Origin of the sequence: Streptomyces sp. NPDC086777 (assembly GCF_040702065.1) — a bacterium.
In the GTDB taxonomy this organism is placed as follows: domain Bacteria; phylum Actinomycetota; class Actinomycetes; order Streptomycetales; family Streptomycetaceae; genus Streptomyces.
Window position 1 is genome coordinate 430832 of the sequence record NZ_JBFBJI010000002.1, and the last position, 24409, is coordinate 455240.

Sequence of the window (24409 nt, forward strand, 5' to 3'; positions counted from 1 at the left end):
GTACCCTGCCTGATAGATAGGGTGACATGTGGCCGTCCCGGGCCACAGGGATCTGGGAGGATGCCCGTCATGCCCGCATCACCGAGCACCGCCCGGGCCATCAACGACCGGCTTGCGTTGAGCCTGCTCCAGCAGGAAGGCCCGCTGACCGCAGGGCAGTTGAAGCAGCTGACCGGACTGTCCCGGCCGACCGTCGCCGACCTCGTCGAACGGCTCACCGCGTCCGGCCTGATCACGGTGGTCGGCGAGTCGGGCGAGCAGCGCCGGGGGCCGAACGCCCGGCTGTACGGCATCGTCGCCGACCGCGCGTACCTGGCCGCCCTCGACGTGCGCACCGAGAGCGTCTCGGTGCTGGTCTCCGACCTGGTGGGGCGGGTGCTGGCGGAAGAGTCGGTACCGGTCGTGCCGGAGGAGGGGGAGACCGCGGCCGTCGGGCAGGCGGTGGAGCTGGTGGAGCGCGCGGCCAAGGAGGCGGGGGCGTCCGGGGGCGGGGCGCGACTGCACACCGTGGGCATCGGGGCGCCCGGGCTCGTCGACCCGGCCACCGGTGAACTCCGCGACTCGGCCGGCCTGCCCGCCTGGCACCGCAGGCTCGTCGCCGCGCTCCAGGAACGGTTCCCGCAGGCCCGGGTCGACGTCGAGAACGAGACCAACCTGGCCGCCCTCGCCGAACAGCGGGAGGGGGCCGCCCGGGACCGCGACACCTTCGTCCTGCTCTGGCTGGGCAACAGCTGCGGCGCCGCCGTCGTCCTCGACGGCAGCCTGCGCCGGGGCGCCTCCGGCGGCACGGGCGAGATCGGCTTCCTGCCGGTACCGGGCACGACGGGACTGCCGACGGCGACGGACTGCTCAGGGGGGTACCACTCACTGGTGGGCGCGGCGGCGATCGTGGAGCTGGCGCGGGAATGCGGGATGGCGGTGAGCGGTTCGACCGCCGCGAGCCTGGTGGCCGAGGCCGGCGCGGTCGCGCCCCAAAGGGGCCCGGAATACCGCGCGGCCGGCCACGACGGCGCCGCATCCGACTCCCGACCGAACCCGGCACACGCCTGTTTCCTCGACGCCCTCGCCGACCGCGTCGCCGTGGGCGTGGCCGCGGTGGTCGCCGTCCTGGACCCCGGCTGCGTGGTCCTCGGCGGTGAGATCGGTCCCGCCGGCGGCGCGGCGCTCGCCGCGCGGGTGGAGGCGCGGCTCCGCGGCATGTCCCCGCTGGCCACCGAGGTGCGCGCCGGCGCCCTGGGCGGCACGGCCGTCCTGCGCGGTGCCCTGCTGACGGCCCGCGAGCGGGCCCAGGACGAACTCTTCGCGGCGCCCGACCGCTGACCCCGCGCCGTGCGCCGGAACGGGCGGCCCCGACTGGGCGGGCCCGGCGACGGGCAAGGGCCGTCGTCACCGCCACCGGGTCCGCTCGAACCCTAAAAGGACTAGACCAGTGGGGTCAATAGATGTGAACCACGGTCAAGAGTCCTGGTCCGGGCGCCAGTTGGGCACACGGCGGCCCGTCTGGGAAGTCCAGCGGCAGGAGCTGTGAGGGACCCCACACACCGCCCCCGCATGGACCACCACCGAGCGTGGCACACTGGCCTTGTACCAGAAGCAGCGCACTCCGGGGTCGGTGAAACTCCGAACCGGCGGTTACAGTCCGCGACCCGTCCGCTTCCAGCGGCCGGTTGACCAGGTGAAATTCCTGGACCGACGGTTAAAGTCCGGATGGGAGGCAGTGCGCGGCGGGCGAGCATGTAGGTGCGCGCCGCCGTATCTGGTCTCGTCCGTGACGGACGGGGCCTTCTCGGCGTCGCCCCCGGTGTGATCGTGCGCTGATTCTGTCGTTCGTCGACAGGCCCCGGAGTCCGTGCCCCGTTGAGGCAGGAGGACCCGGGAAGTGTTCACCGGAATCGTCGAAGAGCTGGGTGAGGTCACCGCCGTCGAGAACCTCGGCGACGCGTCCCGTTTCCGGCTCCGTGGCCCCGTAGTGACCGAGGGCGCGCAGCACGGCGACTCCATCGCCGTGAACGGCGTCTGTCTGACGGTCGTGGAGCACGAGGGCGACGAGTTCACCGCCGACGTCATGGCGGAGACCCTCAAGCGTTCCTCCCTCGGCGCCCTGGACGTCGGCTCCCGTGTCAACCTGGAGCGTCCCACCGCGGTCGGTTCCCGCCTGGGCGGCCACATCGTGCAGGGCCATGTCGACGGCACCGGCCAGGTCCTGGCCCGCACCCCCTCCGAGCACTGGGAGATCGTCAGGGTCTCCCTCCCGGCCGACCTCGCCCGCTACGTCGTCGAGAAGGGCTCGATCACGGTCGACGGCATCAGCCTCACCGTCGTCGAGGCCGGCCCCGACTACTTCACGGTCAGCCTGATCCCCACCACCCTCGACCTCACCACCCTCGGCCGCAAGCAGCCCGGCGACCCGGTCAACCTGGAGGTCGACGTCGTCGCCAAGTACGTGGAGCGCCTGCTCGCCGGCACGCAGGGAGCAGGCCGGTGAACTGGCTGAACTCCGAGGCCTTCGCCATGTTCGGCCAGCACATCCTGTGGTCGGACATGATCGGCAACATCCTCGGCCTGGCCGCCCTCGCCCTCGGCTGGCGCCGCAACCTGTGGAGTTGGCCGGTCCAGTTCGCCTCCGGCCTGATCCTCTTCGGCGCCTTCTTCGGCCACCTCACCGGCAGCGCCGGCAAGCAGGTCGTCGTCATGGTCGTCGCCCTGTACGGCTGGTGGCAGTGGAACCGCAACAGGGGCCGGGCCGAAGACGGCGGTGACGGCCACATCGCGCCCCGCTTCGCCAGCTGGCAGGAGCGCGGCGCGATGGTCGCCGCCGCGGCCGTCGGAACCGTCGCCGTCGCCCTGCTCTTCAAGGCCTACCCGTCGCTGTCCTGGGACCCCTGGCCGGACGCCTACATCTTCGTCGGCACCATCGTCGCCATGTACGCCCAGGCGCGCGGCATGGTCGAGTTCTGGATCGCCTGGCTCCTGGTCGACGCGGTCGGCGTCCCCCTCAACTTCACCAACGGCTACGCCTTCTCCGGCTTCGTCTACGTCATCTACGGCGCGCTCGTCCTGTGGGGCCTGCGCGACTGGTGGCTGCGCTCCCGCCAGGGCACGCGGCCCGCTCTGGAAGGAGCACGCGCATGACCGCGGCACCCATCCTCTACAGCACCGAAGGCGCCGAAGACCTCACGCTCGACCCGGTCGAGCAGGCCATCGCCGACATCGCGGCCGGCCGTCCGATCGTGGTCGTCGACGACGAGGACCGCGAGAACGAGGGCGACCTCGTCGTCGCCGCCGAGAAGATCACCCCCGAGATCGTCGCCTTCATGATGAGCGAGTGCCGCGGCCTGATCTGCGCCCCCATGGAGGGCGAGGAACTGGACCGGCTCCAGCTGCCGCAGATGGTCGGTGACAACACCGAGTCCATGAAGACCGCGTTCACCGTCTCCGTGGACGCCTCCGCCGCGCACGGCGTCACCACCGGCATCTCCGCCGCCGACCGCGCCACCACGCTCCGGCTGCTGGCGAGCGGCGAGGCCGGGCCGACGGACCTCGTCCGCCCCGGCCACGTCTTCCCGCTGCGCGCCCGGCCCGGCGGTGTCCTGGTCCGCAACGGCCACACCGAGGCCGCCGTCGACCTCGCCCGCCTCGCCGGCCTGCGCCCGGCCGGCGCCATCGTCGAGATCGCCGGCGAGGACGGCCGGATGCTCCGCCTCCCGGAGCTGATCCCGTTCGCCCGCAAGCACGGCCTGACGATCATCTCCATCGCGGACCTGATCACCCACCGCCGGGCCGCCGAACCCACCGTCCGCCGCGAGGCCGAGGTCAACCTGCCCACCAAGCACGGCACCTTCACCGCCTACGGCTACCGCTCCACCACCGACGGCGTCGAGCACGTCGCCCTCGTCCACGGCGAGATCGGCGAGGGCGAGGACGTGCTGGTCCGGGTCCACTCCGAGTGCCTGACCGGGGATGTCTTCGGCTCCGCCCGCTGCGACTGCGGGCCCCAGCTCGACGCCGCCCTGGACCGCATCCAGGACGAGGGCCGGGGCGTCGTCGTCTACCTGCGCGGCCACGAGGGGCGCGGCATCGGTCTGCTGTCCAAGCTGCGCGCCTACGAACTCCAGGAGCGCGGCCGCGACACCCTCGACGCCAACCTCGAACTCGGACTGCCCGCCGACGCCCGTGACTACGGTGCCGGCGCCCAGATCCTGACCGACCTCGGGGTGCGCAGCGTCCGCCTGATGACCAACAACCCCGACAAGAGCGACGCGCTGCTGAGTCACGGCATCAAGCTCAGCGGACGCGAGCCGATGCCCGTACAGGCCGGCGAGCACAACCTCCGCTACCTGCGCACCAAGCGGGACCGGATGGGCCACGACCTGCCCTGGCTGGACACGCCCCCGGCGCTGTCCACCTGTGGCAACCAGTAGAAGAAACAGCACTGAGGAGAGACGTGAGCGGCAAGGGTGCACCTGAACTGTCCGTACGCAATGTCAGTGACCTGCGGGTCGCGGTCATCGCGTCCCAGTGGCACGAGAAGGTGATGGACGGTCTGGTGGACGGTGCCCTGCGCGCCCTGCGCGACCTGGGGATCGACGAGCCGACCCTGCTCCGGGTCCCCGGTACCTGGGAGCTGACGGTCGCCGCCAAGGTGCTGGCCGGCCGCGGCTACGACGCGGTGGTCGCCCTCGGCGTCGTCATCCGCGGCGGTACCCCGCACTTCGAGTACGTGTGTCAGGGCGTCACCCAGGGCCTCACCCAGGTCGCCGTCGACACCGGCGTCCCCGTCGGTTTCGGTGTACTCACCTGCGACAACGAGGAGCAGGCCCTGGACCGCGCCGGCCTCCCGGGCTCCAACGAGGACAAGGGCCACGAGGCGGTGACGGCGGCGGTGGCGACGGCGGCCACGCTCCGCTCGGTATCCGAACCCTGGCACTGAGCGACGCGGCGATTGGCGTAGTCTGGCGTTCACCATGTCCAACAAGACTTTCGAGGAGCTCTTCACCGAGCTCCAGCACAAGGCCGCCCACGGGGACCCCGCCACCTCCCGCACCGCCGAGCTGGTCGGCAAGGGGGTCCATGCCATCGGCAAGAAGGTCGTCGAGGAGGCCGCCGAGGTCTGGATGGCCGCCGAGTACGAGGGCAAGGAAGCGGCCGCCGAAGAGATCTCGCAGCTGCTCTACCACGTCCAGGTGATGATGGTCGCCCGCGGAATCTCGCTGGACGACGTCTACGCCCACCTGTAGAACCTTTTCCGACAAACCCGTCACCTGCAGAGCAAAGTCCGAGCAAAGGAAGCCGACCTCATGCTGCGCATCGCCGTCCCCAACAAGGGTTCCCTCTCAGGACCTGCGGCGGACATGCTGCATGAGGCCGGCTACCGCCAGCGGCGGGAGTCCAAGGAACTCCGCACCGTCGACCCGGTCAACGACGTCGAGTTCTTCTACCTCCGCCCCCGCGACATCGCGATCTACGTCTCCTCCGGCCGCCTCGACATCGGCATCACCGGACGGGACCTGCTGGTGGATTCCGCCGCCAACGCCGAGGAGATCCTGCCGCTCGGCTTCGCCCGCTCCACCTTCCGCTTCGCCGCCAAGCCCGGCGAGGCGAACGGCCTGGCGGACCTCAAGGGCAAGACGGTCGCCACCTCCTACGAGGGCATCGTCGCCAAGCACCTCTCCGACAGCGGCGTCGACGCCTCCGTCGTCCACCTGGACGGCGCCGTCGAGACCGCCATCGAGCTGGGCGTCGCCGAGGTCATCGCCGACGTCGTCGAGACCGGCACGTCGCTGCGCAACGCCGGCCTGGAGGTCTTCGGCGAGCCGATCATGAAGTCCGAGGCGATCGTGATCCGCCGCACCGGCGCCGACGCCGAGGAACCCAAGGTCCAGCAGTTCCTGCGCCGCCTCCAGGGTGTCCTGGTCGCCCGGACGTACGTGATGATGGACTACGACTGCCGGGTCGAGCAGCTGGAGAAGGCCGTCGCCCTCACCCCCGGCCTGGAGTCGCCGACCGTCTCCCCGCTGCACAACGAGGGCTGGGTCGCCGTCCGCGCCATGGTCCCCACCAAGGACGCCCAGCGGATCATGGACGACCTGTACGACATCGGCGCCCGCGCCATCCTGACCACGGCCATCCACGCCTGCCGCCTCTGAGGTCCCGCGCGAGATGTCCGAGCTTCCCTCGCTGCCCGTCACCTTCCGGCCGGGCCTGACCCGTGTGATCCTGCTCACCGCGGGTGTCGCGATCTTCGCCACCATCTCCGGGGTCGCGCTGCTCCTGGAGCAGCTCGGCCCGGGGGAGAAGCTCAGCTTCGTCGTCACCGGCGCGCTGATCTTCTGGGTGCTGGCCCAGCTGGCCCGGGTGAAGGTGGTCGCCGACGAGTCCGGGGTCACCGTCGTCAACGTCGCCGGCAAGCGGCGCCTGGAGTGGGCGGAGATCGTCCAGGTGAACCTCCGCCCGGGTGACCCGTGGGTGTTCCTCAACCTCAGCGACGGCACCAGCCTGCCCGCGCTCGGCATCCAGCCGGGCATCGCCAAGCAGCGCGCCATCGCCGACGCCACGGCCCTGCGCGCCCTCGTCGAGGCCCGCACGAGCCACCACCCCGAACAGCATCAGGGCTGAAATCACGCAACTTCGGGGCCGTCTCCGCGCCGTCGCCCCTGCCGCACCGGCCCCTGTCTTGATTAATCTGTTGGCGGAGGCTTTTCACGTCCCGCCTCCACCCCTGTCGCGCGCCCCGCGCACAGGGGTTCCTGCTACCCGAGGAGTGACCCTCTCCGGCGATGGACGGATCGTCCTGTAGTACCTGCGCCGCCCCCTCCCGACATACCGTGGACCGCCTTCGCGCAGTCCACGAGGCTTCGGAGGCGGCGGCATCATGACCACCCCCCTGCTGCTCCTGGCAGCCGCGTTCCTGCTCATCCTCGCGAACGGCTTCTTCGTGGCCGCCGAGTTCGGCCTGGTGACCGTGGAGCGGCCCGAGGCCGAGAAGGCCGCCGCCGACGGCGACAAGCGCGCCCGTACGGTCGTCGAGTCGCTGAAGGAGCTGTCCTTCCAGCTCTCCGGCACCCAGCTGGGCATCACCATCACCTCCCTCGTCGTCGGCATGCTCGCCGAACCGGCGCTGGCCGAGCTGCTGCGCGGCCCGCTCACCGCGATCGGCCTGCCCGACGGCGCGGTCTCCGGCATCGCCGTCGTGGTCGGCATGCTGCTCGCCTCGGCGATCCAGATGGTGATCGGCGAACTCGTACCCAAGAACTGGGCGGTCTCCAAGCCCCTCCAGGTCGCGCGCTTCGTGGCCGGCCCGCAGGCCCGCTTCTCCCGCCTGTTCCGCCCGGTCATCGCCGCGCTGAACACGGTCGCCAACCGGCTCGTCCGCGCCCTCGGCGTCGAGCCCGCCGAGGAGCTGGCCTCCGCCCGCACCCCCGGCGAACTGGTCTCCCTGGCCCGGCACTCCGCCCAGGCCGGCGCACTGGAACAGGACACGGCCGACCTGTTCGTCCGCACCCTGTCCCTGGGCGAGCTGACCGCCCAGCACGTCATGACCCCCCGGGTGAAGGTCAGCGCCCTCCAGGACACGGCGACCACCGAGGACGTCGTCAACCTCACCCGGGCCACCGGCCTGTCCCGCTTCCCGGTCTACCGGGAGAAGATCGACGAGATCGTCGGCATGGCCCACCTCAAGGACGCGCTGGCCGTCCCGGTCCACGACCGGCTGCGCACCCCGGTCGGCCGCATCGCCCGCAAGGCCCTGCTGGTCCCCGAGACCCTCCCGGTCCAGCCCCTCCTCGCCCGGCTCCGCTCCGAGCAGCCCATCGCGGTCGTCGTCGACGAGTACGGCGGTACGGCGGGCGTGGTCACCCTGGAGGACATCGTCGAGGAACTCGTCGGCGAGGTCCGCGACGAGCACGACAGCCCCGACGCGCCGGAACTCGCGTCCGTCCCGTCCCAGGACGGCAAGCCCGCCTGGGACGTCGACGGCAGCGTCCGCGTCGACATCCTCCAGCGGATAGGCCTGGACGTGCCCGAGGGCCCGTACGAGACGGTCGCCGGCCTGGTCGCCGACCTGCTCGGACGCATCCCGGCGCCCGGCGACCGTGCCGAGCTGCCCGGCTGGCGGCTGTCCGTCCGCCGGGTCGGCCACTACCGCGCGGAACGGGTCCGCCTGGTCCGCACCGCCCCCGCCGTCGCGGAGGCCGCCCGATGAGCGTTCTCCAACTGGTCTTCGCCGGCCTGCTGGTCCTGGCCAACGGCTTCTTCGTCGGCGCCGAGTTCGCGCTCGTCTCCGTCCGCCGCAGCCAGATCGAACCCCTGGGCACCGCCCGGGCCCGCCAGGTCCTCTACGGCCTGGAGCGCCTGCCGCAGATGATGGCCGCCGCCCAGTTCGGCATCACGGTCTGCTCGCTGACGCTGGGCGCGGTGGCCGAACCTACGGTGGCCCACCTGCTGGAACCACTGTTCGAGGCGGTGCGGCTGCCGGAGGGGGTGATCCACCCCCTGGGCTACGTGATCGCGCTGGCCGGGGTGGTCTTCTTCCACCTGGTCATCGGCGAGATGGTGCCGAAGAACCTGGCGATGGCGGCGCCCGAGAAGGCGGCACTGTGGCTGAGCCCGGGCCTGGTCGCCTTCGCCCGCGTGTGCCGGCCGATCACCGTCGCGCTCGGCGCCTGCGCCCAGGGCATCCTGAAGCTGTTCCGGGTCGAGCCGAAGGACGAGGTCGAGGCCGTCGTCACCAGCGAGCAGCTCAACCGGCTCCTGGAGGACTCCGGCCAGGCGGGTCTCCTCGACCCCGAGGAGCAGGAACGCCTCGAGGACGCGCTGGAACTGGGCTCCCGCCCGGTGACGGACGTGCTGCTGCGCCGCGAGTCCCTGATCACGGTCCCGCCGTCGGTCACCCCGGGCCAGATCGTCGAGCTCACCGCCCGCACCGGCTACTCCCGCTTCCCGGTGGCGGCCGAGTCCGGGGCCTTCATGGGGTACGTGCACGTGAAGGACGTACTCGACCTGGAGGACTCCGACCGGGCGGTTCCGCAGCAGATATGGCGCCCGATGACGACACTGCGGGCCGAGCTGCCCCTCGACGACGCGCTGACGGTGATGCGCCGGGCGGCGACCCACCTCGCCCAGGTGGCCGACGCGAACGGCCGCGTCCTTGGCCTGGCGGCCCTGGAGGACGTCCTCGAACTGCTGGTCGGCGAGGTGACGGACCCGGCACACCGGGAACAGCCGACGTCGACCAGGACGCCGGAGCCTCGTTCCAGCGGGGAGCCGGAGGAAGTGCCGGTGGGCTGAGCGCCGCGGGGAGCTGCCGGCCGGTGGGGGCCGGCCGCGCAGTTCCCCGCACCCCTGAAAACCCGGCTGCGGGCAGGAGTGCCGCAGGGCGGCACGGGTGGGCGCTGGGGGTACCCCCGACCGATCGCTGGGGGCGGCTCCCTGCAAGCGCCGGTAAGCGTCCCCCCGCCGCCCCAGCCCACCCCGCAGCTACATCCCGGCCGCCGGATCCTGCGGCCCCCTCCCCGACAGCACCTCTCCGTACGCCTGCATCAGGTCCGGCAACCGCAGCGTCGCCAGGTCGTCCCGCGACAGCACCCCCGGATACGCCGACAACCGCAGATCCCGGTACGCGCAGCTCTTCTCGTACAGCGTCCGCAGGAACCGCCCGTTGCCCAGCTCGTCGATCCACCCCTGGTCCACCACGTGCCCGGCGATCGAGCGCAGCTCCTCCAGCGCCTCCTCGTCCCACGCGTCCCCGTTCTCGGCGGCCAGCACCTCGCCGATCGACGTCAGTTCGAGGGGCCGGTAGGAGGGAAAGTCGACACGCGTGGTGAAGCGCGAGGAGAGCCCGGGGTTCGCGGCCAGCAGGCGGTCCATGCCCTCCGGGTAGCCGGCCAGGATCACCACCAGGTGGTCCCGGTTGTCCTCGGCCCGCTTCAGCAGTACCTGCAGCGCCTCGTCGCCGTACGCGTCTCCCTTGCCGTAACCGGAGTTGGAGAGGGAGTAGGCCTCGTCGACGAAGAGCACGCCGCCGATCGCGGAGTCGATCAGCTCGTTCGCCTTCACGGCGGTCTGGCCCAGGTACTCGCCGACCAGGTCGGCGCGCTGCGCCTCCACGAGATGGTCCCCGCCGAGCAGGCCCAGCGCGTAGAAGACGCGGCCGAGGATGCGGGCGACGGTGGTCTTCCCGGTGCCGGACGGTCCGGAGAAGACGAAGTGGCGTTTCGGCGGCTGCACCGGCAGCCCCTGCCCGGCCCGCAACCGGGCCATGTTCAACTGCGCGGACAGCGCTTTGACCTGTCGTTTCACGGGTTCGAGCCCGACCATGCGCTCCAGTTCGGCGAGCGCTTCCTCAAGTAACGCGGGGTCGGTCGGGCCGGCCGGCAGCGGGGGCGACGGCACGACCTTCTCGCGCACCGCCGGGTCGATCACCGACGGCATCGCCCCGGCCGGCGGCTCCGGATCGCCGAGCCGCAGATCGCGCCCCTCGGTGCCGAAGAGCGGGTCGAACAGGTCCGGCCCGTCCACGACGTCCTGCCCGGCGCCGCTGAGGGTGATCGCCGCGAATCCGGCCGCGTCCTCGTACCCGTCGCCCTCGGCTATCGCGGCCAGCCGCGCCGAGGTGTCCATGAAGGCGGGGTCGACGCGGTGCACGGCCCGGTAGAGGGGGAGCGCGGCGGCGCTGCGGCCGGTGCCCTCGTGCGCCCTGGCCAGCCAGTAGCGCAGCTCCTTGCGCTGCGGCTGCTCGCTGCGGCAGCGCATCAGCGCGGCGGAGAGCAGCGGTTCGGCCTGGCCGTACATTTCGAGGCGGACCCGGGCCATGCCGCCGAACAGGCCCGCCTCGATGCCGAGCATGGGGTCGTCGAGGAGCGGGTCGGTGTGGCGTACCAGCTGCTCCCAGTCCTTGACCAGGTAGGACCGGCAGGCGTGCAGGAAGCGGACCTGCGGGTCGGCGTCCACCGGCGGCAGTCCGGCGAGGGCCCGGTCCAGCTCCGGCACGTGCCGGCCGTCCAGCCAGTGCGAGGAGTGCGCGAGCAGGAGGTCGCGCGGGCTCTCCAGGACCGGCTGCACCCACCAGCCGAGCCAGTACCAGGAGTTCAGGGTGCGGCGATGCCGGCCGCGCTGTTCGCCGAAGCGCTCCCGGTGCCGGAACATCCGCAGCAACGCGGTCGTCGTGTCGACGCGCAGCGCGTGCAGCCCGAGCCAGGCGTCCGCCATCCCGGGATCCATCCGCACCGCAGCGCGGAACTCCTCCTCGGCCTGCGGATAGGCGCCCATCGTGTAGGCGTCCACGCCTCGCAGCCAGGCGAGGTCGGCCGGGGCCTCGGGGCCCTGCGTGCCGAAATCCATCACGTCCCCCACAAACCGTGCCCCCGTGGTTGGCCCCGGGCTCCCCCCGATGGCCGCCGTTGGTCGAACCGCTGTGCCGCGGACCGGAGTTGCAGGTGCGCGAGGCAGCCGTTCGAAGGTCGCACCGAGGGCATCGTACCTGCGGTTCGACCGCCTGCCGAAGGGTGCCGCACGGGCCGTTTGGCGAGGTGGGGGCAGACGGGGGCGCACACGGGTCGGTGACCGAGGGTGAGCGTGAGGGCGCGCGCCGCGCACGCAAAAGGGGTAAAGGGCAGAACGAAGCCCCCGATCACGGGGGAACAACCGGGGGCTTCGCGTCTGTGGTGCGGCTTCGAACGGCCGCTCATTGAGAACGTAAGTCCTGTACGGCCCCCCGGTCAAGCCGAGTTGAGGTACTCGGGCAACTTCCTGGAGGCGCGTCTTCACGAGTTCAGCACACAGCGGACGGTCCGTCACGGTGGGTGATGGACTGGTCCGGTCCAAGTGTCTTCGCAGGCCCCGGCAGCACCTCATATCCCTTATGTGACTGTGTCACCAGCAGGTCGGCGTACGGCCTTGAGGGGTCTTCGCAGAAGTGTTCGTGTTCCGCTCCGACCCACTGGGCCCAGAAATCCCGTTGCTCCGCGCCGTCCCGCGCCCTGCCCCGCGTCCAGGCCTCCTCGTGCGGCAGCTCCATCCAGAGCAGCCGGGCCAGGAAGGGGCGCAGCGCCCGGCGCCCGGCGCCGACGCCCTCGACGAGAACCACCGGGGCCGCCTCCAGCGGGCGGGGCGGGCCGAAGCGGCGGGTGTGCCAGTCGTAGGGGGAGTACCGCGCCGTGCGGCCGCGCCCGAGCGGCTCGATCACCTGGGCCAGCAGCCGGCCGGTCCAGGCGAACAGTTCATCGTGGCTGGCGATGTCGTCGAGGTGCAGCACCGGTGCCCCGCCCAGGGCGGTGGCGAGCCGGCCGGCGAACGTCGTCTTCCCGGACCCGGCGTGCCCGTCGACGCCGACGAGGCGGACCGGGCCGCAGGAGGGCGGCAGGGCCTGGAGTGCGGAGGCGAGCTGGTGAATGGCCGTTCCCGTGGTGTGCTGCGGTGTGGGGTGTTTTCCGGAAACATTCTAGTAGTGCGGCGCATAGCGGGTGTTTACGACCCCCGGAAAGTATCGGCTTGAACCAATGTCGAGGCGCTCCCCGCTCTCGCCGTCAATATTTCCGACCGGCTGACCGATATGTCGATCTCGTGCGTTTCCGGTCCGCCCGGCCCTGAGTAAGGTGCCTGGTGCACGCGTCGAACGGGGACGGACAGGGGAAGATGGCCGCGGAGTTATTCGAGGGGCACTACGTATGGCATCCGGCGGCCGACGACCGCTTGCTCGCGAGCGTATGCGTGGACGTGCGCGCCGGAAGATATCTGAGTGCCCGTGAGGCGCTGGCCGAGACGCGTGCCGACTTCGCCCTGCGCGCGCACCGTTCCCTGGTCCTCGCCTCCGAGGCGGCCGGCACCGACCTGGTCGAGCGGTGGCTGGCCGAGGAGCCGGGCCCCGAGTCCGCGCTGATGTGGGCCCGGGTGGCCGTACAGCGGGCGATCCGGGCCGCCGACGCCCGCGACGAACGGGCCGAGGCGCTGGAGCGGATCGCCCTCGCCGCCTGCGACCGGGCCAGCGCCCTGAACCCCGCCGACCCCACGCCCTGGGCCGCCAAGCTGGCGATGGCCCGGCTGCACCGCCCGCACGATCCCGCCCCGGGCGGCCTGCTGACCTCCCCGTCCGGTCCCTGGCGGCTGTTCGCGCACACCCTCGGCCTCGACCCCTGGCACCGCGAGGCCCACCACCGCTTCCTGTCCTTCTTCTTCACCCGCTACGGCGGCTCGGTCAACGCGGCCTGGGACGTCGCCGCCTTCCTCGCCCAGCGGGCCCCCGCCGACTCCGGGCTGCGGCTGCTGCCGCTGGTCGCACTGGTGGAGAGCCACAACCCCACCCAGCTGCTCGCCGAGCGGGTCTGGGAACAGCCCCAGTGGCGCAGCACCGCATTGTCGATCTACCACAACTGGCTGCCCACGGTCGCCGGATACCGCTTCACCCCGGTTCTCGACCTCGCCTACCTCGCGCACGCGCTGGTCATGGCCCAGTGCGCGTTCGAGGCCCGGGCCGTCTTCACGGCCATGGGGCCGTACGCCTCCCGCATGCCCTGGAGCGTCTTCGGCGAACCGGCCGACCAGCTCTCCCGGGCCCGCCGCGCCTGCGGCCTGCCCATCCCCTCCTAGATTCCGAGAGAAAGGCCGGCACGTGTCAGAACGCACAGCGGACCCCGTCACGCTCGACGACGACGCGACCCTGCACGCGATGGGTTATCCGCGGAAACTCACCCGCCGATTCCAGGCCTTCGACAATTTCGCCATCTCCTTCACCATCATCAACATTCTCTCCGGGATCTTCTCGTCCTTCGGATTCGGTATGAACGCGGGAGGCCCCCGCATTCTCGTATTCGGCTGGATCGGCGTCTGCGTGATGGTGCTGTGCATCGGCGCCGCGATGGCGGAAGTCGCCTCCGCCTATCCGACGAGCGGTGCCCTGTATTTCTCCGCCGGTAAACTCGCCAAGCGGCACAAGGGCGCCTGGTCCTGGTACACGGGCTGGCTGAACTTCGTGGGCCAGATCGGCGGCACCGCGGCCACCGGCTACGCCGCCGCCACCTTCATCCAGGCCTTCGTCGCCCTGCAGTGGCCCTCGTACACGCCGACCGCCCACCAGACGGTCCTGATCACCGCCGTGATCATCGTGGTCCAGGGGCTCGCCAACACCTACACCGTGCAGCTGGTCGCCGTACTGAACCGGATTTCCGTCTGGTGGCTGCTGATCGGACTCGTGGTGATCGTGAGCACACTGATCGTGATGCCGGACCACCACCGGTCGGCTTCCTTCGTGACGCATTTCGTGAACAACACCGGCTTCACCAACGGCCTTTACGGCGGCCTGCTCGGGCTGCTGGTCACCAGCTGGACCTTCACCGGCTTCGACGGCAGCTTCCACATGTCCGAGGAAACCGTCCAGGCCACGGTCAACGCCCCCAGAGGGATCATCCGGTCCATCGGCTATTCGGCGATCACCGGCCTGGTCCTGATGCTCGCGCTGGTCTACAGCATCGGCGACTACGCCAAGGTGGCGGGCTCCTCCGCGCCGCCCGTCCAGATTCTCATCGACGGACTCGGCATGGGCTGGGCCAAGGCGATGCTGCTCGTCGTCATCGGCGCGATGCTCTTCTGCGGCCTCGCCAACCTCACCAGCAACACCCGGCAGATCTTCGCCTTCTCCCGGGACGGCGCCATGCCCGGCTCGCGCCTTTGGCACTCGGTCTCGCCCCGCACCAGGACGCCCGTCAAGGCCGTCTGGCTCGCGGTGGCCTGCTCGCTCGCCCTGGTGGTGCCGGGCTGGTGGTCGCACACGGCGTTCACCGCGATCGTCAGCGTCAACGTCGTCGGCCTGTTCCTCGCCTACGCCGTGCCGGTCTTCCTGCGGCTGCGCCTGGGCGACGAATTCCAGCCGGGTCCGTGGAACCTGGGCCGCTGGAGCAGGCCCGTCGGGTGGCTGGCGGTGGTCTGGATCCTGCTCAGCAGCATCCTGTTCATGCTGCCGCAGGCGTCGCCGATCACCGCCGACTCCTTCAACTACGCGCCGATCGCCCTGGCCGTCGTCCTGGCCGTGGCCACGGTCTGGTGGTTCGCCACCGCCCGCCGCCGCTTCCAGGGCCCGGTCAGCTACGGCCGCCCCGACGAGGTCGCCGCGATGGACCTCATCTGAGCCGGTGAAGCCGCGCATGACCGCGGGAGGGGCCCCGGCGAGCGCGCCGCGGCCCTTTCAGCGGACGAGACCAATATTGGTGGGCGTGGCATGGCCGGAAGTGCTGGCAGGGGCATGGCGCCTGCTTCATAGTTGGCGCACAGACCTTGCTCCGGATCAGCCGTGACGCGCACACCTGGGGGTCCTTCACCCATGAGCAGAGCCGAACAGCCGTCCCGCAGAACCGTTCTGGCGGCCGCCGCCTCCGTCGCGGCGGCGGCCGTGGCCCAGGGCGTGGTCCCCGCGGCGCCCGCGGTCGCCGCGCCGGAGTCCGACGCCGGCGACACCGCCCGGACCCGGACCCGCCGGCCCGGGAACGGCAGGCACGGGACCCGCCCGATCGACTACCGCTCCTGGACGACCCACAGCGACTGGAAGACCGGCACCGCCAAGGGCGCCGGCGCCGTCGCCGGGAAACGCCCCGGCGTGGTGATCGGCACCCCGGCCGGCACCATCTCCTACACCGACCCGCACACCGGCACCACGGCCGACTGGGAGTACGCCACCTGGACCGGCCCGGTACACCGGCTCGCCGTCCCCGCCACCGAGACCATCGCCTCCTGGAACGCGGACACCCCGGCCGGCACCTGGATCCAGATCGAACTGCACGGCACCTACTCCGACGGCACCGCGACCCCCTGGTACGTCATGGGCCGCTGGGCGGCCGGCGACCAGGACATCAAGCGGACCTCGGTGGACGGCCAGACCGACGGCAGGAGCACCGTCTGGACCGACACCTTCGCCATCGACGACGCGACGACCGGCCTGCGCCTCGCCTCGTACCAGCTGCGCCTGACCCTCTACCGCAAGCCGGGCACCAAGCTCACCCCGACCGTGTGGCGGCTCGGCGCCATGGGCTCCGACATCCCGGACCGCTTCACCGTTCCGGCCTCCACCCCGGGCCTGGCCCAGGAACTCAAGGTCCCGCGCTACTCGCAGGAGATCCACAAGGGCCAGTACCCCGAGTACGACAACGGCGGCGAGGCCTGGTGCAGCCCCACCTCCTCGCAGATGATCGTCGAGTACTGGGGCGGCCGGCCCACCGCCGCGCAGCTGGCCTGGGTCGACCCGTCCTTCGCCGACCCGCAGGTCTGCTACGCGGCCCGCTACACCTACGACTACCAGTACGGGGGCTGCGGCAACTGGCCGTTCAACGCCGCCTACGCGTCGACGTACCAGGACCTCCAGGGCGTGATAACGCGACTGGCCTCGCTCACCGACCTGGAGACCCTGATCGCGGCCGGCATTCCGGCCATAACGTCACAGTCGTTCCTCGCGTCGGAGCTGACGGGCGCCGGGTACGGCACCTCCGGACACCTGATGACCGTGATCGGCTTCACCGCGGACGGCGACGTGATCGCCAACGACCCGTGCTCGGCCGACGACGACGCGGTCCGGCGGGTCTATCTGCGCCGGGAGTTCGAGAACATCTGGCTGCGCACCAAGCGCTACAACGCCAGTGGGAACGTCGCGTCCGGCACCGGGGGCGTCTGCTACCTGTACTTCCCGGCCTGTCCGACCGCGGCCCAGCTCAAGGCTCTCGCGGCGGTCGGCGTGCGCTGACCGGGCGCGACAGCGGCCCCCGGGGCAACCCGTGGGCCGCTCTCCTGTGACCAAGCTCTCCACCGCAAAAGCCGCAATCAATGGCATGGTGGACTTCATGACCACGCACTCCGCCACCGCCGCCCGTGCCCGCACCGGCGGCCCCAAGGACGACGGCCCCAAGGTTCTGGAACATGTCATGGGCTGGACTCTGGTCGTGGTCCTCGCCATGTTGGTGACTCAACTCGGCCTGCTGTGACCTGAACTGACATACTGCGAATGTCCCGCAGCCCGTTGAGACCAGGGTCGAAATTGAATATCAGCCAACAACGTGCCGCCGCCCGTCCCCGGGCGCGCGGCACCGAGCGTTCCGTGGCCCGCCGCGCCGAACTCATCGCCATCGGGCGGAAGTTGTTCGCCGACACCTCGTACGACGCGCTCTCCATGGACGACATCGCCAAGCAGGCGCATGTCGCCAAAGGGCTGATCTACTACTACTTCCAGTCGAAGCGCGGCTACTACCTGGCGATCATCCAGGACTCCGTCGCCGACCTGGTCACCTATGCGGCGAGCGGCCTGGAACTGCCCCAGGTGGACCGGGTCCACCGGACCATCGACAGCTACCTGCGCTACGCCGAGCACCACCAGGCCGCGTACCGCACGATCGTCAGCGGCGGTGTCGGCTTCGACACCGAGGTGCACGCCATCCGGGACGGGGTGCGCGAGGCGATCGTCGCGACCATCGCCGAGGGCGCCTACGGCCGTACCGACATCGCCCCGCTCGCCAGGGTCGGCCTGCTCGCCTGGCTGTGCAGCGTGGAGGGCGCCACCCTCGACTGGATCGACCGGCCCGAACTCTCCCGCGAGACCATGTGCGAGCTGCTGGTCAAGACGCTCGGCGGCACCATGCGCGCCATCGAGGAGCTGGACCCGTCCTACCGTGCCCCGGCTCCGGCCCGCCGGGACACCTGACGCACCCGGGCCGGTCCGCCGCGTCGCCCCGCCGGACCGGCCGCTGGGGCGGAGGGCTCGTGGTTCCCCCGCCCCAGGCCCCCGTGACCGGGGTCAGTTGATGGCCTTGATCAGCTCGCCGTTCGCGGTGTCGCCGCTCAGCTCCCAGAGGAAGGTGCCGCCCAGGCCCTGCTGGTTCTTGTAGGTCATCTTGGTCGCGATGGTCGCCGGGGTGTCGTAGCTCCACCAGTCGCTGCCGCACTTGGCGTACGCCGTGCCGCCCACCGTGCCGGTCGCCGGGCACTTGGTCCTGAGCACCTTGTAGTCGTCGATGCCCGCCTCGTAGGTGCCCGCCGCCGGACCGGTGGCCGAGCCGCCGGGTGCCGCCTGGGTGACCCCGGTCCAGCCGCGGCCGTAGAAGCCGATGCCGAGCAGCAGCTTGGCCGCCGGGATGCCGAGGCCCCGGAGCTTGGCGATGGTCGCGGACGTGTGGAAGTTCGCCGTCGGGATGCCCGAGTAGGAGTTCAGCGGCGAGTGCGGTGCCGTCGGGCCGGTCGAGGCCCAGGCGCCGAAGTAGTCGTACGTCATCGGGTTGTACCAGTCGACGTACTGCGCCGCGCCCGCGTAGTCGGCCGCGTCGATCTTGCCGCCGCTGGTGGCGTCGGCGGTGATCGCCGCCGTGACGAGCGAGCTGCTGCCGAACTTCGCGCGCAGCGCGGCCAGCACCTCCCGGAACGCGTCCCGGCCGCTGGTGTCGCAGGTGTTGCCGCAGGCGTTCGGGTACTCCCAGTCGATGTCGATGCCGTCGAAGACACCGGCCCACTTGGAGTTCTTCACCAGGTCGTAGCAGGACTGGGCGAAGGCGGTGGGGTTCCTGGCGGCCTCGCCGAAGCCGCTCGACCAGGTCCAGCCGCCGAAGGACCAGAGGATCCTGAGGTTCGGGTGCTTCTTCTTCAGCTTCAGCAGCTGGTTGAAGTTGCCGCGCAGCGGCTGGTCCCACGTGTCGGCGACGCCGTCCACGGACTCGGCGGCGGTGTAGGTCCGGTCGGTCGCCGCGTAGGAGTCGCCCATCGCGCACTTGCCGCCGGTGACGTTGCCGAAGGCGTAGTTGATGTGGGTCAGTTTCGCGGCCGAGCCGGAGGTCTCGACGTTCTTGACCAGGTACTTGCGGTCGTAGGTGCCCCATTCCGTGAAGTAGCCGACGACCTTGGAGCCGGCCTGTACGTGGGGGGCGGCCGGGGCGGAACGGGCGGCGGCGGTCGCCGTGCCCGCGCCGGCCAGCAGCCCGGCGCCGAGGACGGCACAACAGGCCGCGGAGAGCAGCGCCCGGAACCGGGAGCGGTGGGAGATGTGCATCGGGTGTCTCCTCCTGGGGGAGAGGGGAACGCGCGCCGATTGGCATGAACGCGGTAAAGCGTTGGTCATGGACCTTAGGAGGACTAGACCAGTCGGGTCAATGGTTCGGACCAATTTCGCGGGTTGGGGATGTTGGCCTGGAATTCCTGAAGTAAGCGGTCGTTAACTGGTGACGGGAGGTCCCCGATCGGGCATACTCACTGCGCAGCCGCAGGTCAGCAGCTTCCGCGACCCGGAACACCGACCTCGGCCGCATCCGTACGACAGGCGGAGCCGCCCCTATCCCACGGGCCGTGACCGTCGTTGCCCGACAGGGAGGAGACCGACGCCATGTCCGACCGCGACCCGCAGCCGGTGGAGCGTCAACTGCCCACGGACGAGGCGAGGGACCTGCTCGCGCTGGTCCGGGAGATCGCCCGCCGTGAGATCGCGCCGAAGGCGGCCGAGGAGGAGGACGCCGGGCGCTTCCCCCGCGAGGTCTTCACCCTGCTCTCCGAGTCAGGCCTCCTCGGCCTGCCCTACGACGCCGAGTACGGCGGCGGCGAGCAGCCCTACGAGGTCTACCTCCAGGTGCTGGAGGAACTGGCCGCGGCCCGCCTCACCGTCGGCCTCGGCGTCAGCGTGCACACCCTCGCGAGCTACGCGCTCGCCGCCTACGGCACCAAGCAGCAGCAGGTCGAACACCTGCCCGCGATACTCGGCGGCGGCCTGCTCGGCGCCTACTGCCTCTCCGAGCCGGCTTCCGGTTCGGATGCCGCCTCCCTGCGCACCCGGGCCGTCCGGGACGGTGATTCCTGGGTGATCAACGGCACCAAGGCCTGGATCACGCACGGCGGCGTCGCCGACTTCTACACGGTCATGGCCCGCACCGGCGCCGAGGGCTCGCACGGGATCACCGCCTTCCTGGTCCCCGGCGACGCCGAGGGGCTCAGCGGCGCGGTGCCCGAGAAGAAGATGGGCATGAAGGGCTCGCCCACCGCCCAGGTCCACCTGGACGACGTGCGGGTCCCCGACGACCGCCGCCTGGGGGAGGAGGGCCAGGGTTTCGCCATCGCCCTCTCCGCGCTGGACTCCGGGCGGCTCGGCATCGCCGCCTGTGCCGTCGGCCTGGCTCAGGCGGCCCTGGACGAGGCGGTCGGCTACGCCACCGGCCGACGGCAGTTCGGCCACCCCATCGCCGACTTCCAGGGCCTGCGCTTCATGATCGCCGACATGGCCACCCAGATCGAGGCCGGCCGGGCGCTGTACCTCGCGGCGGCCCGGCTGCGCGACGCGGGCCGGCCGTTCGCCAAGCAGGCGGCCATGGCCAAGCTGCACTGCACCGACACCGCGATGAAGGTCGCCACCGACGCCGTCCAGATACTCGGCGGCTACGGCTACACCGCGGACTTCCCGGTCGAGCGCTACATGCGCGAGGCCAAGGTCCTGCAGATCGTCGAGGGCACCAACCAGATCCAGCGGATGGTCATCGCCCGTCACGTGGCGGGGCCGGAAAGTCGCTGAACCCGCTGAACTGCCCGCGGGTGACCGTCGGCGCCGCCAGTCTGACCCACTCCGGGTCGTGGCGGCCCGGCAGGGCGCGGCCCCGCTCGGCCCAGGTCCGCATCAGATCGCGGTAGATGGGCGGATCCTGCGGCGGGGGAGGCGGCAGCGATGCCGCGGGCGGGGGCACGAAGATCCGGCGCTGACGGCCGAGAGCGGTGTAGGTGGTCGTCATGACCGGCCAACGCGAAGGCGGCCGCCCTGGTCACCGATCCCCCGAATCGTGCGTGAGTTCGTGGACGTCCGTTCCCGGATCTGGTCTCCGTCCGTTTTCTGACGTACCGTCAGCCGGACCCCGTCTCCAGCCTCCGGGGAGGCCTGCCATGGCCGACGACCGTCCCGTACCGCTCGACGAGTACCCCGTGCACCAGGTCCCGCTCTCGATGAAGCACGTCGCCACCGGGGACCGGAACGCCTACGACCGGTGCATCTTCCACGTCCTCGACCACGACGGCCGCGCCCTGCTCATCCTCGGCCTCGGCGTCTACCCGAACGTCGGGGTCATCGACGCCTACGCCACCCTGCGCACCGGGGACACCCTGCACGCGGTCCGCGCCTCGGACGCCCTGGGCGAGGACCGGATGCGGCTCGCGGTCGGCCCGCTGCGCATCGAGGTCGAGGAACCTCTCCGGCGCTTCCGCCTGACCTGTGCCGACGACGCACTCTCCTACGACCTCGTCTGGACCGCCGACTACCCGGCCCTGTGGGAACCGCACCACCTCCAGCGCCGGGGCGACCGGCTCACCCTGGAGGGCCGCAGGTTCGTGCAGGCCGGGGGAGTGTCCGGGGTGATCCGGGCCGGCGGCGAGGAGTTCCGGGCCGACCCGGCGGGCTGGACCGGCACCCGGGACCGCAGCTGGGGCGTCCGCCCCATCCCGGGGGAGGAGGCCGGGCGGCTCGCCGAGGAGAACCCGACCGAGGGCTTCCACTGGATCTGGTGCCCGGTCCGCTTCGAGGACCGCTTCCTGATGGTCATCACCCAGGAGGACGCCGACGGCCACCGCACCCTGAACGAGGCCACCCTGGTCCGCCCCGGCGACCGCGACCGCCAACTCGGCTGGCCGCACACCGAGATCGCCTACCGCTCCGGCACCCGGCACCCCGAACGGGCCGTCGTCCACCTCGGCGACCCGCGCAAACCCCGGGAACTGGAGGTGGAGATCCTCACCTCCACACCGCTCGCGGTCGGCGCCGGCTACCCGCCGGCGGAGGACTGGCAGCACGGCACCTGGCAGGGCCGCGGATGGGTGGACCGCCGTACCTACGACCTGACCGCGCCGCACCCCCGCGCGGCCTACGGCGTCACCGACCACTCCGCCCGCTTCCGCCTCGACGGACGGCTCGGCCACGGCATCTTCGAACACGGCTCGTTCGGCAGACACGATCCCAGCGGCTTCACCGGCTTCGACTCGGTGGCGCCCTGACGGAGGAGGCCGGGATGACGACGAAACCGCGTCCACGCACCACCACCCGCGACCCGGAGGACCTCGCGCGCCGGCTGACCGCGTGGCTGGACACCCGGCTCCCGGGCGCCAAGGCCGCCGGCGTCACGGTCCCCGCCTCCAACGGCATGTCCAGCGAGACCCTGCTCTTCGAGATCGAGCACCCTGAACCGCCGGTGCGGGCCTGCGCGTTGAGACTGGCGGCGGACCCGTCGGCGTACACGGTCTTCCCGTCGTACGACCTCACCCGGCAGTACCGGACCATGCGACTGGTCGCCGACCGCACGGATCTGCCCGTGCCCCGCGTCCTGTGGCTGGAGGAGGACCCCGGACCGCTCGGCGCGCCCTTCTTCGTGATGGAGCGCGTCGAGGGGCGCGTCCCGCCCGACGTCATGCCCTACACGTACGAGGGGAACTGGCTGCACGCGGCCACCGACACGGAACGCGAGCACCTCGAAGCCGTCTCCGTCGACCTGTTGGCCCGACTGCACGACCAAGTGCCCCTTGCCGAAGCCGAGTTCCTCACCTTCCCCGGGGACGGCGACGCCCTGCACCGGCACGTCGAGTCCCAACGGCGCTACTACGACTGGGTGGTGGACGGACTCGCGCGCTCACCCCTGATCGAGGCCGCCTTCGACCGGCTGGCCGACCTGTGGCCGCGCGAACCCGGCACGCCCGTCCTCAACTGGGGCGACGCCCGGATCGGGAACGTCGTGTACGACGGGTTCGACGCCGTCGCCGTCCTCGACTGGGAGATGGCGGCCGTGGCCCCGCGCGAGGTGGACCTCGGCTGGAGCGTCTACCTGCACCGCTTCTTCCAGGACCTCACGGCCGCCGCCGGGCAGCCGGGGCTGCCCGCGTTCCTGCGCCGCGACCGCGTCGAGGCCCGCTACGCCCGCCTGACCGGCCACACCCCGCGGGACATGGACTTCTACACCCTCTACGCCGCCCTGCGGCACGCGATCGTCATGCTGCGCATCGCCTACCGGCAGGTGTACTTCGGCGAGGCCGCCGTCCCCGCGGACCCGGACACACTGATCCTGCACCACGGGAGTCTGCGCGCCATGGTGCAGGGCAGGTACTGGGACGCGGTGCGGTGACTCAGGCGGCCTGACGGACGTCGCGGCCGCCGGGGCGCAGCGCCGACACGCGCATCGGGCGCGAGCCCGGGCCGCCGACGTGCGAGAAGGGCTGCGTCCGCCAGTTCAGACCCTGCGGCAGGGTGAGCAGGAGGGCGGTGTCCTGCTCCTGCGGCTCGGCGGACTCGTCCGCGGACGGGACGTCGTCCGCCGCGCGGCCCGTGCCGGCACAGACCGTGAGGCCGAACGGGTTCCACGGCGATGCGCACAGCGCGTGCTCCGGCAGGAACTCCTCGTCCGCCAGCAGCGCGATGGACTGCGCGCAGTCCGGGCAGATCACCCGGAACATCTCGAAGGTGTCGTAGGTGTCCAGTTCCTCGGCCTCGTAGAGGTCGGGTTCGACGCCCTCCGGCTCGGGCTCGACCACCAACTGCGGGCGCTTGGACACGGGACGACCAGGGCGCTTAAGACTCTGCATGGGTAACTCCCCCTCGGGCTGGGCCGTTACGGCGCTGCGGCCTCGACCACAGCAAGCACTTCCCGTCCGGTCTCGGCGGTAATCGCGAGGGCATCACGGAGCCTGTTCAAGGGCTGTGGCGTTCGTCACATGCCGCACGCAGGTGCCCGCTGGGGCGGATTTGTCCCCCCGGGCGGCCCGCGGCCGGCGCTCCCTGACATCACGAACCGGCCATGACCTGGGCGGCCGAGCTATCCGTGGAGATCAGGCGCACTGTAGCTTTTGCGCCATGGAGGAGCTGGACCGTCAAATCGTGCAGCTGCTCGTCAAGGACGGGCGGATGAGCTACACGGACCTGGGCAAGGCCACGGGTCTGTCCACGTCGGCCGTGCACCAGCGGGTGCGCCGGCTGGAGCAGCGTGGCGTCATCCGCGGCTATGCCGCGGTGGTCGACCCGGAGGCCGTCGGGCTGCCGATGACGGCGTTCATCTCGGTGAAACCGTTCGACCCCAGCGCCCCCGACGACATCGCGGACCGCCTGGCCGGCGTGCCCGAGATCGAGGCGTGCCACAGCGTGGCGGGCGACGAGAACTACATCCTCAAGGTGCGGGTGGCGACCCCGCACGAACTGGAGGAACTGCTGGCCAGGCTGCGCAGCCTGGCGGGGGTCTCGACCCGCACGACGGTGGTGCTGTCGACGCCGTACGAGGCACGTCCGCCGAAGATCTGAACGCCGCGCCCGCCGTCGTCGTGCCGGCTGCGGCTGCCGCTGGGACTGATACCGCCGTGGGCAGGCGTTCCGCAGGGCGGGACGGGTGGGCGCGGCCGACGGTGCCGGGTGCCTGTGAACGTGCTCCGAGCGCAACTTGGGCCACGGCGGGCGGGA

General features: G+C 71.3%; 24 protein-coding genes and 1 riboswitch. Of the genes, 19 read left to right on the plus strand and 5 right to left on the minus strand.

What is annotated here, in order from left to right; genetic code table 11:
• The first annotated feature begins 69 nt into the window (after positions 1-69).
• From AB0472_RS04580 to AB0472_RS04625, 10 genes are all read left to right on the plus strand, one after another.
• Positions 70-1320, plus strand: a complete 1251-nt coding sequence (locus AB0472_RS04580; protein WP_366353329.1) for an ROK family transcriptional regulator — start codon at positions 70-72, stop codon at positions 1318-1320.
• 274 nt (positions 1321-1594) lie between these two features.
• Positions 1595-1725, plus strand: a riboswitch (FMN riboswitch).
• 154 nt (positions 1726-1879) lie between these two features.
• The gene (locus tag AB0472_RS04585) at positions 1880-2485 is read left to right on the plus strand and encodes a riboflavin synthase (protein ID WP_366353331.1); all 606 of its coding nucleotides are present in this window, start codon (positions 1880-1882) and stop codon (positions 2483-2485) included.
• Entirely contained in the window at positions 2482-3132 is a 651-nt protein-coding gene (gene pnuC / locus AB0472_RS04590; RefSeq protein WP_366353332.1) for a nicotinamide riboside transporter PnuC, read from the plus strand. The genes AB0472_RS04585 and pnuC overlap by 4 nt, the downstream gene beginning before the upstream one ends.
• Positions 3129-4421, plus strand: coding sequence for a bifunctional 3,4-dihydroxy-2-butanone-4-phosphate synthase/GTP cyclohydrolase II (locus tag AB0472_RS04595; RefSeq protein ID WP_366353334.1), 1293 nt, complete (start codon positions 3129-3131; stop codon positions 4419-4421). Before pnuC ends, AB0472_RS04595 begins: the two co-directional genes overlap by 4 nt.
• 23 nt (positions 4422-4444) lie before the next feature.
• The gene (gene ribH, locus AB0472_RS04600) at positions 4445-4930 is read left to right on the plus strand and encodes a 6,7-dimethyl-8-ribityllumazine synthase (protein ID WP_366353336.1); all 486 of its coding nucleotides are present in this window, start codon (positions 4445-4447) and stop codon (positions 4928-4930) included.
• A gap of 34 nt (positions 4931-4964) precedes the next feature.
• Positions 4965-5237, plus strand: a complete 273-nt coding sequence (locus AB0472_RS04605; protein ID WP_030946750.1) for a phosphoribosyl-ATP diphosphatase — start codon at positions 4965-4967, stop codon at positions 5235-5237.
• Positions 5238-5297: 60 nt separating this feature from the next.
• A complete protein-coding gene (gene hisG, locus AB0472_RS04610; RefSeq protein WP_366353338.1) occupies positions 5298-6146 on the plus strand; it encodes an ATP phosphoribosyltransferase in 849 nt (282 codons plus the stop codon).
• Positions 6147-6159: 13 nt separating this feature from the next.
• A complete protein-coding gene (locus AB0472_RS04615) occupies positions 6160-6615 on the plus strand; it encodes a PH domain-containing protein (RefSeq protein WP_366353340.1) in 456 nt (151 codons plus the stop codon).
• 256 nt (positions 6616-6871) lie between these two features.
• Positions 6872-8200, plus strand: coding sequence for a hemolysin family protein (locus AB0472_RS04620; RefSeq protein WP_366353341.1), 1329 nt, complete (start codon positions 6872-6874; stop codon positions 8198-8200).
• Positions 8197-9285 carry a hemolysin family protein gene (locus AB0472_RS04625; RefSeq protein WP_366353343.1) on the plus strand — a complete coding sequence of 363 codons (1089 nt, stop codon included), beginning with the start codon at positions 8197-8199 and terminating at the stop codon, positions 9283-9285. The genes AB0472_RS04620 and AB0472_RS04625 overlap by 4 nt, the downstream gene beginning before the upstream one ends.
• Before the next feature lie 189 nt (positions 9286-9474).
• On the opposite strand, the gene AB0472_RS04630 is transcribed toward AB0472_RS04625, so the two are convergent.
• Positions 9475-11337 (minus strand): AAA family ATPase, encoded by a 1863-nt coding sequence (locus AB0472_RS04630; RefSeq protein WP_366353345.1) that lies wholly within the window; start codon positions 11335-11337, stop codon positions 9475-9477.
• A 430-nt stretch (positions 11338-11767) separates the two neighbouring features.
• Positions 11768-12388: a hypothetical protein gene (locus AB0472_RS04635; RefSeq protein ID WP_366353468.1), complete on the minus strand. Its 621-nt coding sequence runs from the start codon at positions 12386-12388 to the stop codon at positions 11768-11770.
• A gap of 242 nt (positions 12389-12630) precedes the next feature.
• Here AB0472_RS04635 and AB0472_RS04640 point away from each other — a divergent pair, with 242 nt between their 5' ends.
• From AB0472_RS04640 to AB0472_RS04660, 5 genes are all read left to right on the plus strand, one after another.
• A complete protein-coding gene (locus AB0472_RS04640) occupies positions 12631-13581 on the plus strand; it encodes a hypothetical protein (protein WP_366353469.1) in 951 nt (316 codons plus the stop codon).
• 79 nt (positions 13582-13660) lie between these two features.
• Positions 13661-15115, plus strand: a complete 1455-nt coding sequence (locus AB0472_RS04645; RefSeq protein WP_366353471.1) for an amino acid permease — start codon at positions 13661-13663, stop codon at positions 15113-15115.
• A 192-nt stretch (positions 15116-15307) separates the two neighbouring features.
• Complete coding sequence (locus AB0472_RS04650) at positions 15308-16717, plus strand: peptidase C39 family protein (protein WP_366353347.1); 1410 nt, start codon at positions 15308-15310, stop codon at positions 16715-16717.
• A 97-nt stretch (positions 16718-16814) separates the two neighbouring features.
• Positions 16815-16955 (plus strand): SCO1431 family membrane protein, encoded by a 141-nt coding sequence (locus AB0472_RS04655; protein ID WP_366353349.1) that lies wholly within the window; start codon positions 16815-16817, stop codon positions 16953-16955.
• A gap of 53 nt (positions 16956-17008) precedes the next feature.
• On the plus strand, positions 17009-17668 hold the full coding sequence (locus AB0472_RS04660; RefSeq protein ID WP_366353351.1) for a TetR/AcrR family transcriptional regulator: 660 nt from the start codon (positions 17009-17011) through the stop codon (positions 17666-17668).
• A gap of 93 nt (positions 17669-17761) precedes the next feature.
• Here the strand turns inward: AB0472_RS04660 and AB0472_RS04665 are convergent, their stop codons facing one another.
• Entirely contained in the window at positions 17762-19003 is a 1242-nt protein-coding gene (locus tag AB0472_RS04665; RefSeq protein WP_366353352.1) for a glycoside hydrolase family 18 protein, read from the minus strand.
• 330 nt (positions 19004-19333) lie between these two features.
• On the opposite strand from AB0472_RS04665, the gene AB0472_RS04670 reads away from it, so the two are divergent.
• On the plus strand, positions 19334-20506 hold the full coding sequence (locus AB0472_RS04670) for an acyl-CoA dehydrogenase family protein (protein ID WP_366353354.1): 1173 nt from the start codon (positions 19334-19336) through the stop codon (positions 20504-20506).
• Here AB0472_RS04670 and AB0472_RS04675 read toward each other — a convergent pair.
• Positions 20469-20720, minus strand: coding sequence for a hypothetical protein (locus AB0472_RS04675; protein WP_366353356.1), 252 nt, complete (start codon positions 20718-20720; stop codon positions 20469-20471). The two genes, AB0472_RS04670 and AB0472_RS04675, sit on opposite strands and share 38 nt — an antisense overlap.
• Before the next feature lie 148 nt (positions 20721-20868).
• Here AB0472_RS04675 and AB0472_RS04680 point away from each other — a divergent pair, with 148 nt between their 5' ends.
• Together AB0472_RS04680 and AB0472_RS04685 are read left to right on the plus strand one after the other, a co-directional pair.
• Positions 20869-21969: a hypothetical protein gene (locus AB0472_RS04680; protein WP_366353358.1), complete on the plus strand. Its 1101-nt coding sequence runs from the start codon at positions 20869-20871 to the stop codon at positions 21967-21969.
• Positions 21970-21983: 14 nt separating this feature from the next.
• Entirely contained in the window at positions 21984-23087 is a 1104-nt protein-coding gene (locus tag AB0472_RS04685) for a phosphotransferase family protein (protein ID WP_366353360.1), read from the plus strand.
• A gap of 1 nt (position 23088) precedes the next feature.
• Here AB0472_RS04685 and AB0472_RS04690 read toward each other — a convergent pair whose 3' ends face one another.
• Positions 23089-23544, minus strand: a complete 456-nt coding sequence (locus tag AB0472_RS04690; RefSeq protein ID WP_366353362.1) for a hypothetical protein — start codon at positions 23542-23544, stop codon at positions 23089-23091.
• Positions 23545-23812: 268 nt separating this feature from the next.
• Between AB0472_RS04690 and AB0472_RS04695 the strand changes: the two genes are divergently transcribed.
• Complete coding sequence (locus tag AB0472_RS04695; RefSeq protein ID WP_066997022.1) at positions 23813-24253, plus strand: Lrp/AsnC family transcriptional regulator; 441 nt, start codon at positions 23813-23815, stop codon at positions 24251-24253.
• Positions 24254-24409 lie beyond the last annotated feature (156 nt).

Excerpts from the sequence above, each read along its gene's own strand:
- AB0472_RS04580 (WP_366353329.1), top strand. The coding sequence starts at position 70 with ATGCCCGCATCACCGAGCACCGCCCGGGCCATCAACGACCGGCTTGCG.
- AB0472_RS04595 (WP_366353334.1), top strand. The coding sequence starts at position 3,129 with ATGACCGCGGCACCCATCCTCTACAGCACCGAAGGCGCCGAAGACCTC.
- AB0472_RS04605 (WP_030946750.1), top strand. The coding sequence starts at position 4,965 with ATGTCCAACAAGACTTTCGAGGAGCTCTTCACCGAGCTCCAGCACAAG.
- hisG (WP_366353338.1), top strand. The coding sequence starts at position 5,298 with ATGCTGCGCATCGCCGTCCCCAACAAGGGTTCCCTCTCAGGACCTGCG.
- AB0472_RS04615 (WP_366353340.1), top strand. The coding sequence starts at position 6,160 with ATGTCCGAGCTTCCCTCGCTGCCCGTCACCTTCCGGCCGGGCCTGACC.
- AB0472_RS04620 (WP_366353341.1), top strand. The coding sequence starts at position 6,872 with ATGACCACCCCCCTGCTGCTCCTGGCAGCCGCGTTCCTGCTCATCCTC.
- AB0472_RS04625 (WP_366353343.1), top strand. The coding sequence starts at position 8,197 with ATGAGCGTTCTCCAACTGGTCTTCGCCGGCCTGCTGGTCCTGGCCAAC.
- AB0472_RS04630 (WP_366353345.1), bottom strand. The coding sequence starts at position 11,337 with ATGGATTTCGGCACGCAGGGCCCCGAGGCCCCGGCCGACCTCGCCTGG.
- AB0472_RS04640 (WP_366353469.1), top strand. The coding sequence starts at position 12,631 with ATGGCCGCGGAGTTATTCGAGGGGCACTACGTATGGCATCCGGCGGCC.
- AB0472_RS04645 (WP_366353471.1), top strand. The coding sequence starts at position 13,661 with ATGGGTTATCCGCGGAAACTCACCCGCCGATTCCAGGCCTTCGACAAT.
- AB0472_RS04650 (WP_366353347.1), top strand. The coding sequence starts at position 15,308 with ATGAGCAGAGCCGAACAGCCGTCCCGCAGAACCGTTCTGGCGGCCGCC.
- AB0472_RS04655 (WP_366353349.1), top strand. The coding sequence starts at position 16,815 with ATGACCACGCACTCCGCCACCGCCGCCCGTGCCCGCACCGGCGGCCCC.
- AB0472_RS04665 (WP_366353352.1), bottom strand. The coding sequence starts at position 19,003 with ATGCACATCTCCCACCGCTCCCGGTTCCGGGCGCTGCTCTCCGCGGCC.
- AB0472_RS04670 (WP_366353354.1), top strand. The coding sequence starts at position 19,334 with ATGTCCGACCGCGACCCGCAGCCGGTGGAGCGTCAACTGCCCACGGAC.
- AB0472_RS04675 (WP_366353356.1), bottom strand. The coding sequence starts at position 20,720 with ATGACGACCACCTACACCGCTCTCGGCCGTCAGCGCCGGATCTTCGTG.
- AB0472_RS04680 (WP_366353358.1), top strand. The coding sequence starts at position 20,869 with ATGGCCGACGACCGTCCCGTACCGCTCGACGAGTACCCCGTGCACCAG.
- AB0472_RS04685 (WP_366353360.1), top strand. The coding sequence starts at position 21,984 with ATGACGACGAAACCGCGTCCACGCACCACCACCCGCGACCCGGAGGAC.
- AB0472_RS04690 (WP_366353362.1), bottom strand. The coding sequence starts at position 23,544 with ATGCAGAGTCTTAAGCGCCCTGGTCGTCCCGTGTCCAAGCGCCCGCAG.
- AB0472_RS04695 (WP_066997022.1), top strand. The coding sequence starts at position 23,813 with ATGGAGGAGCTGGACCGTCAAATCGTGCAGCTGCTCGTCAAGGACGGG.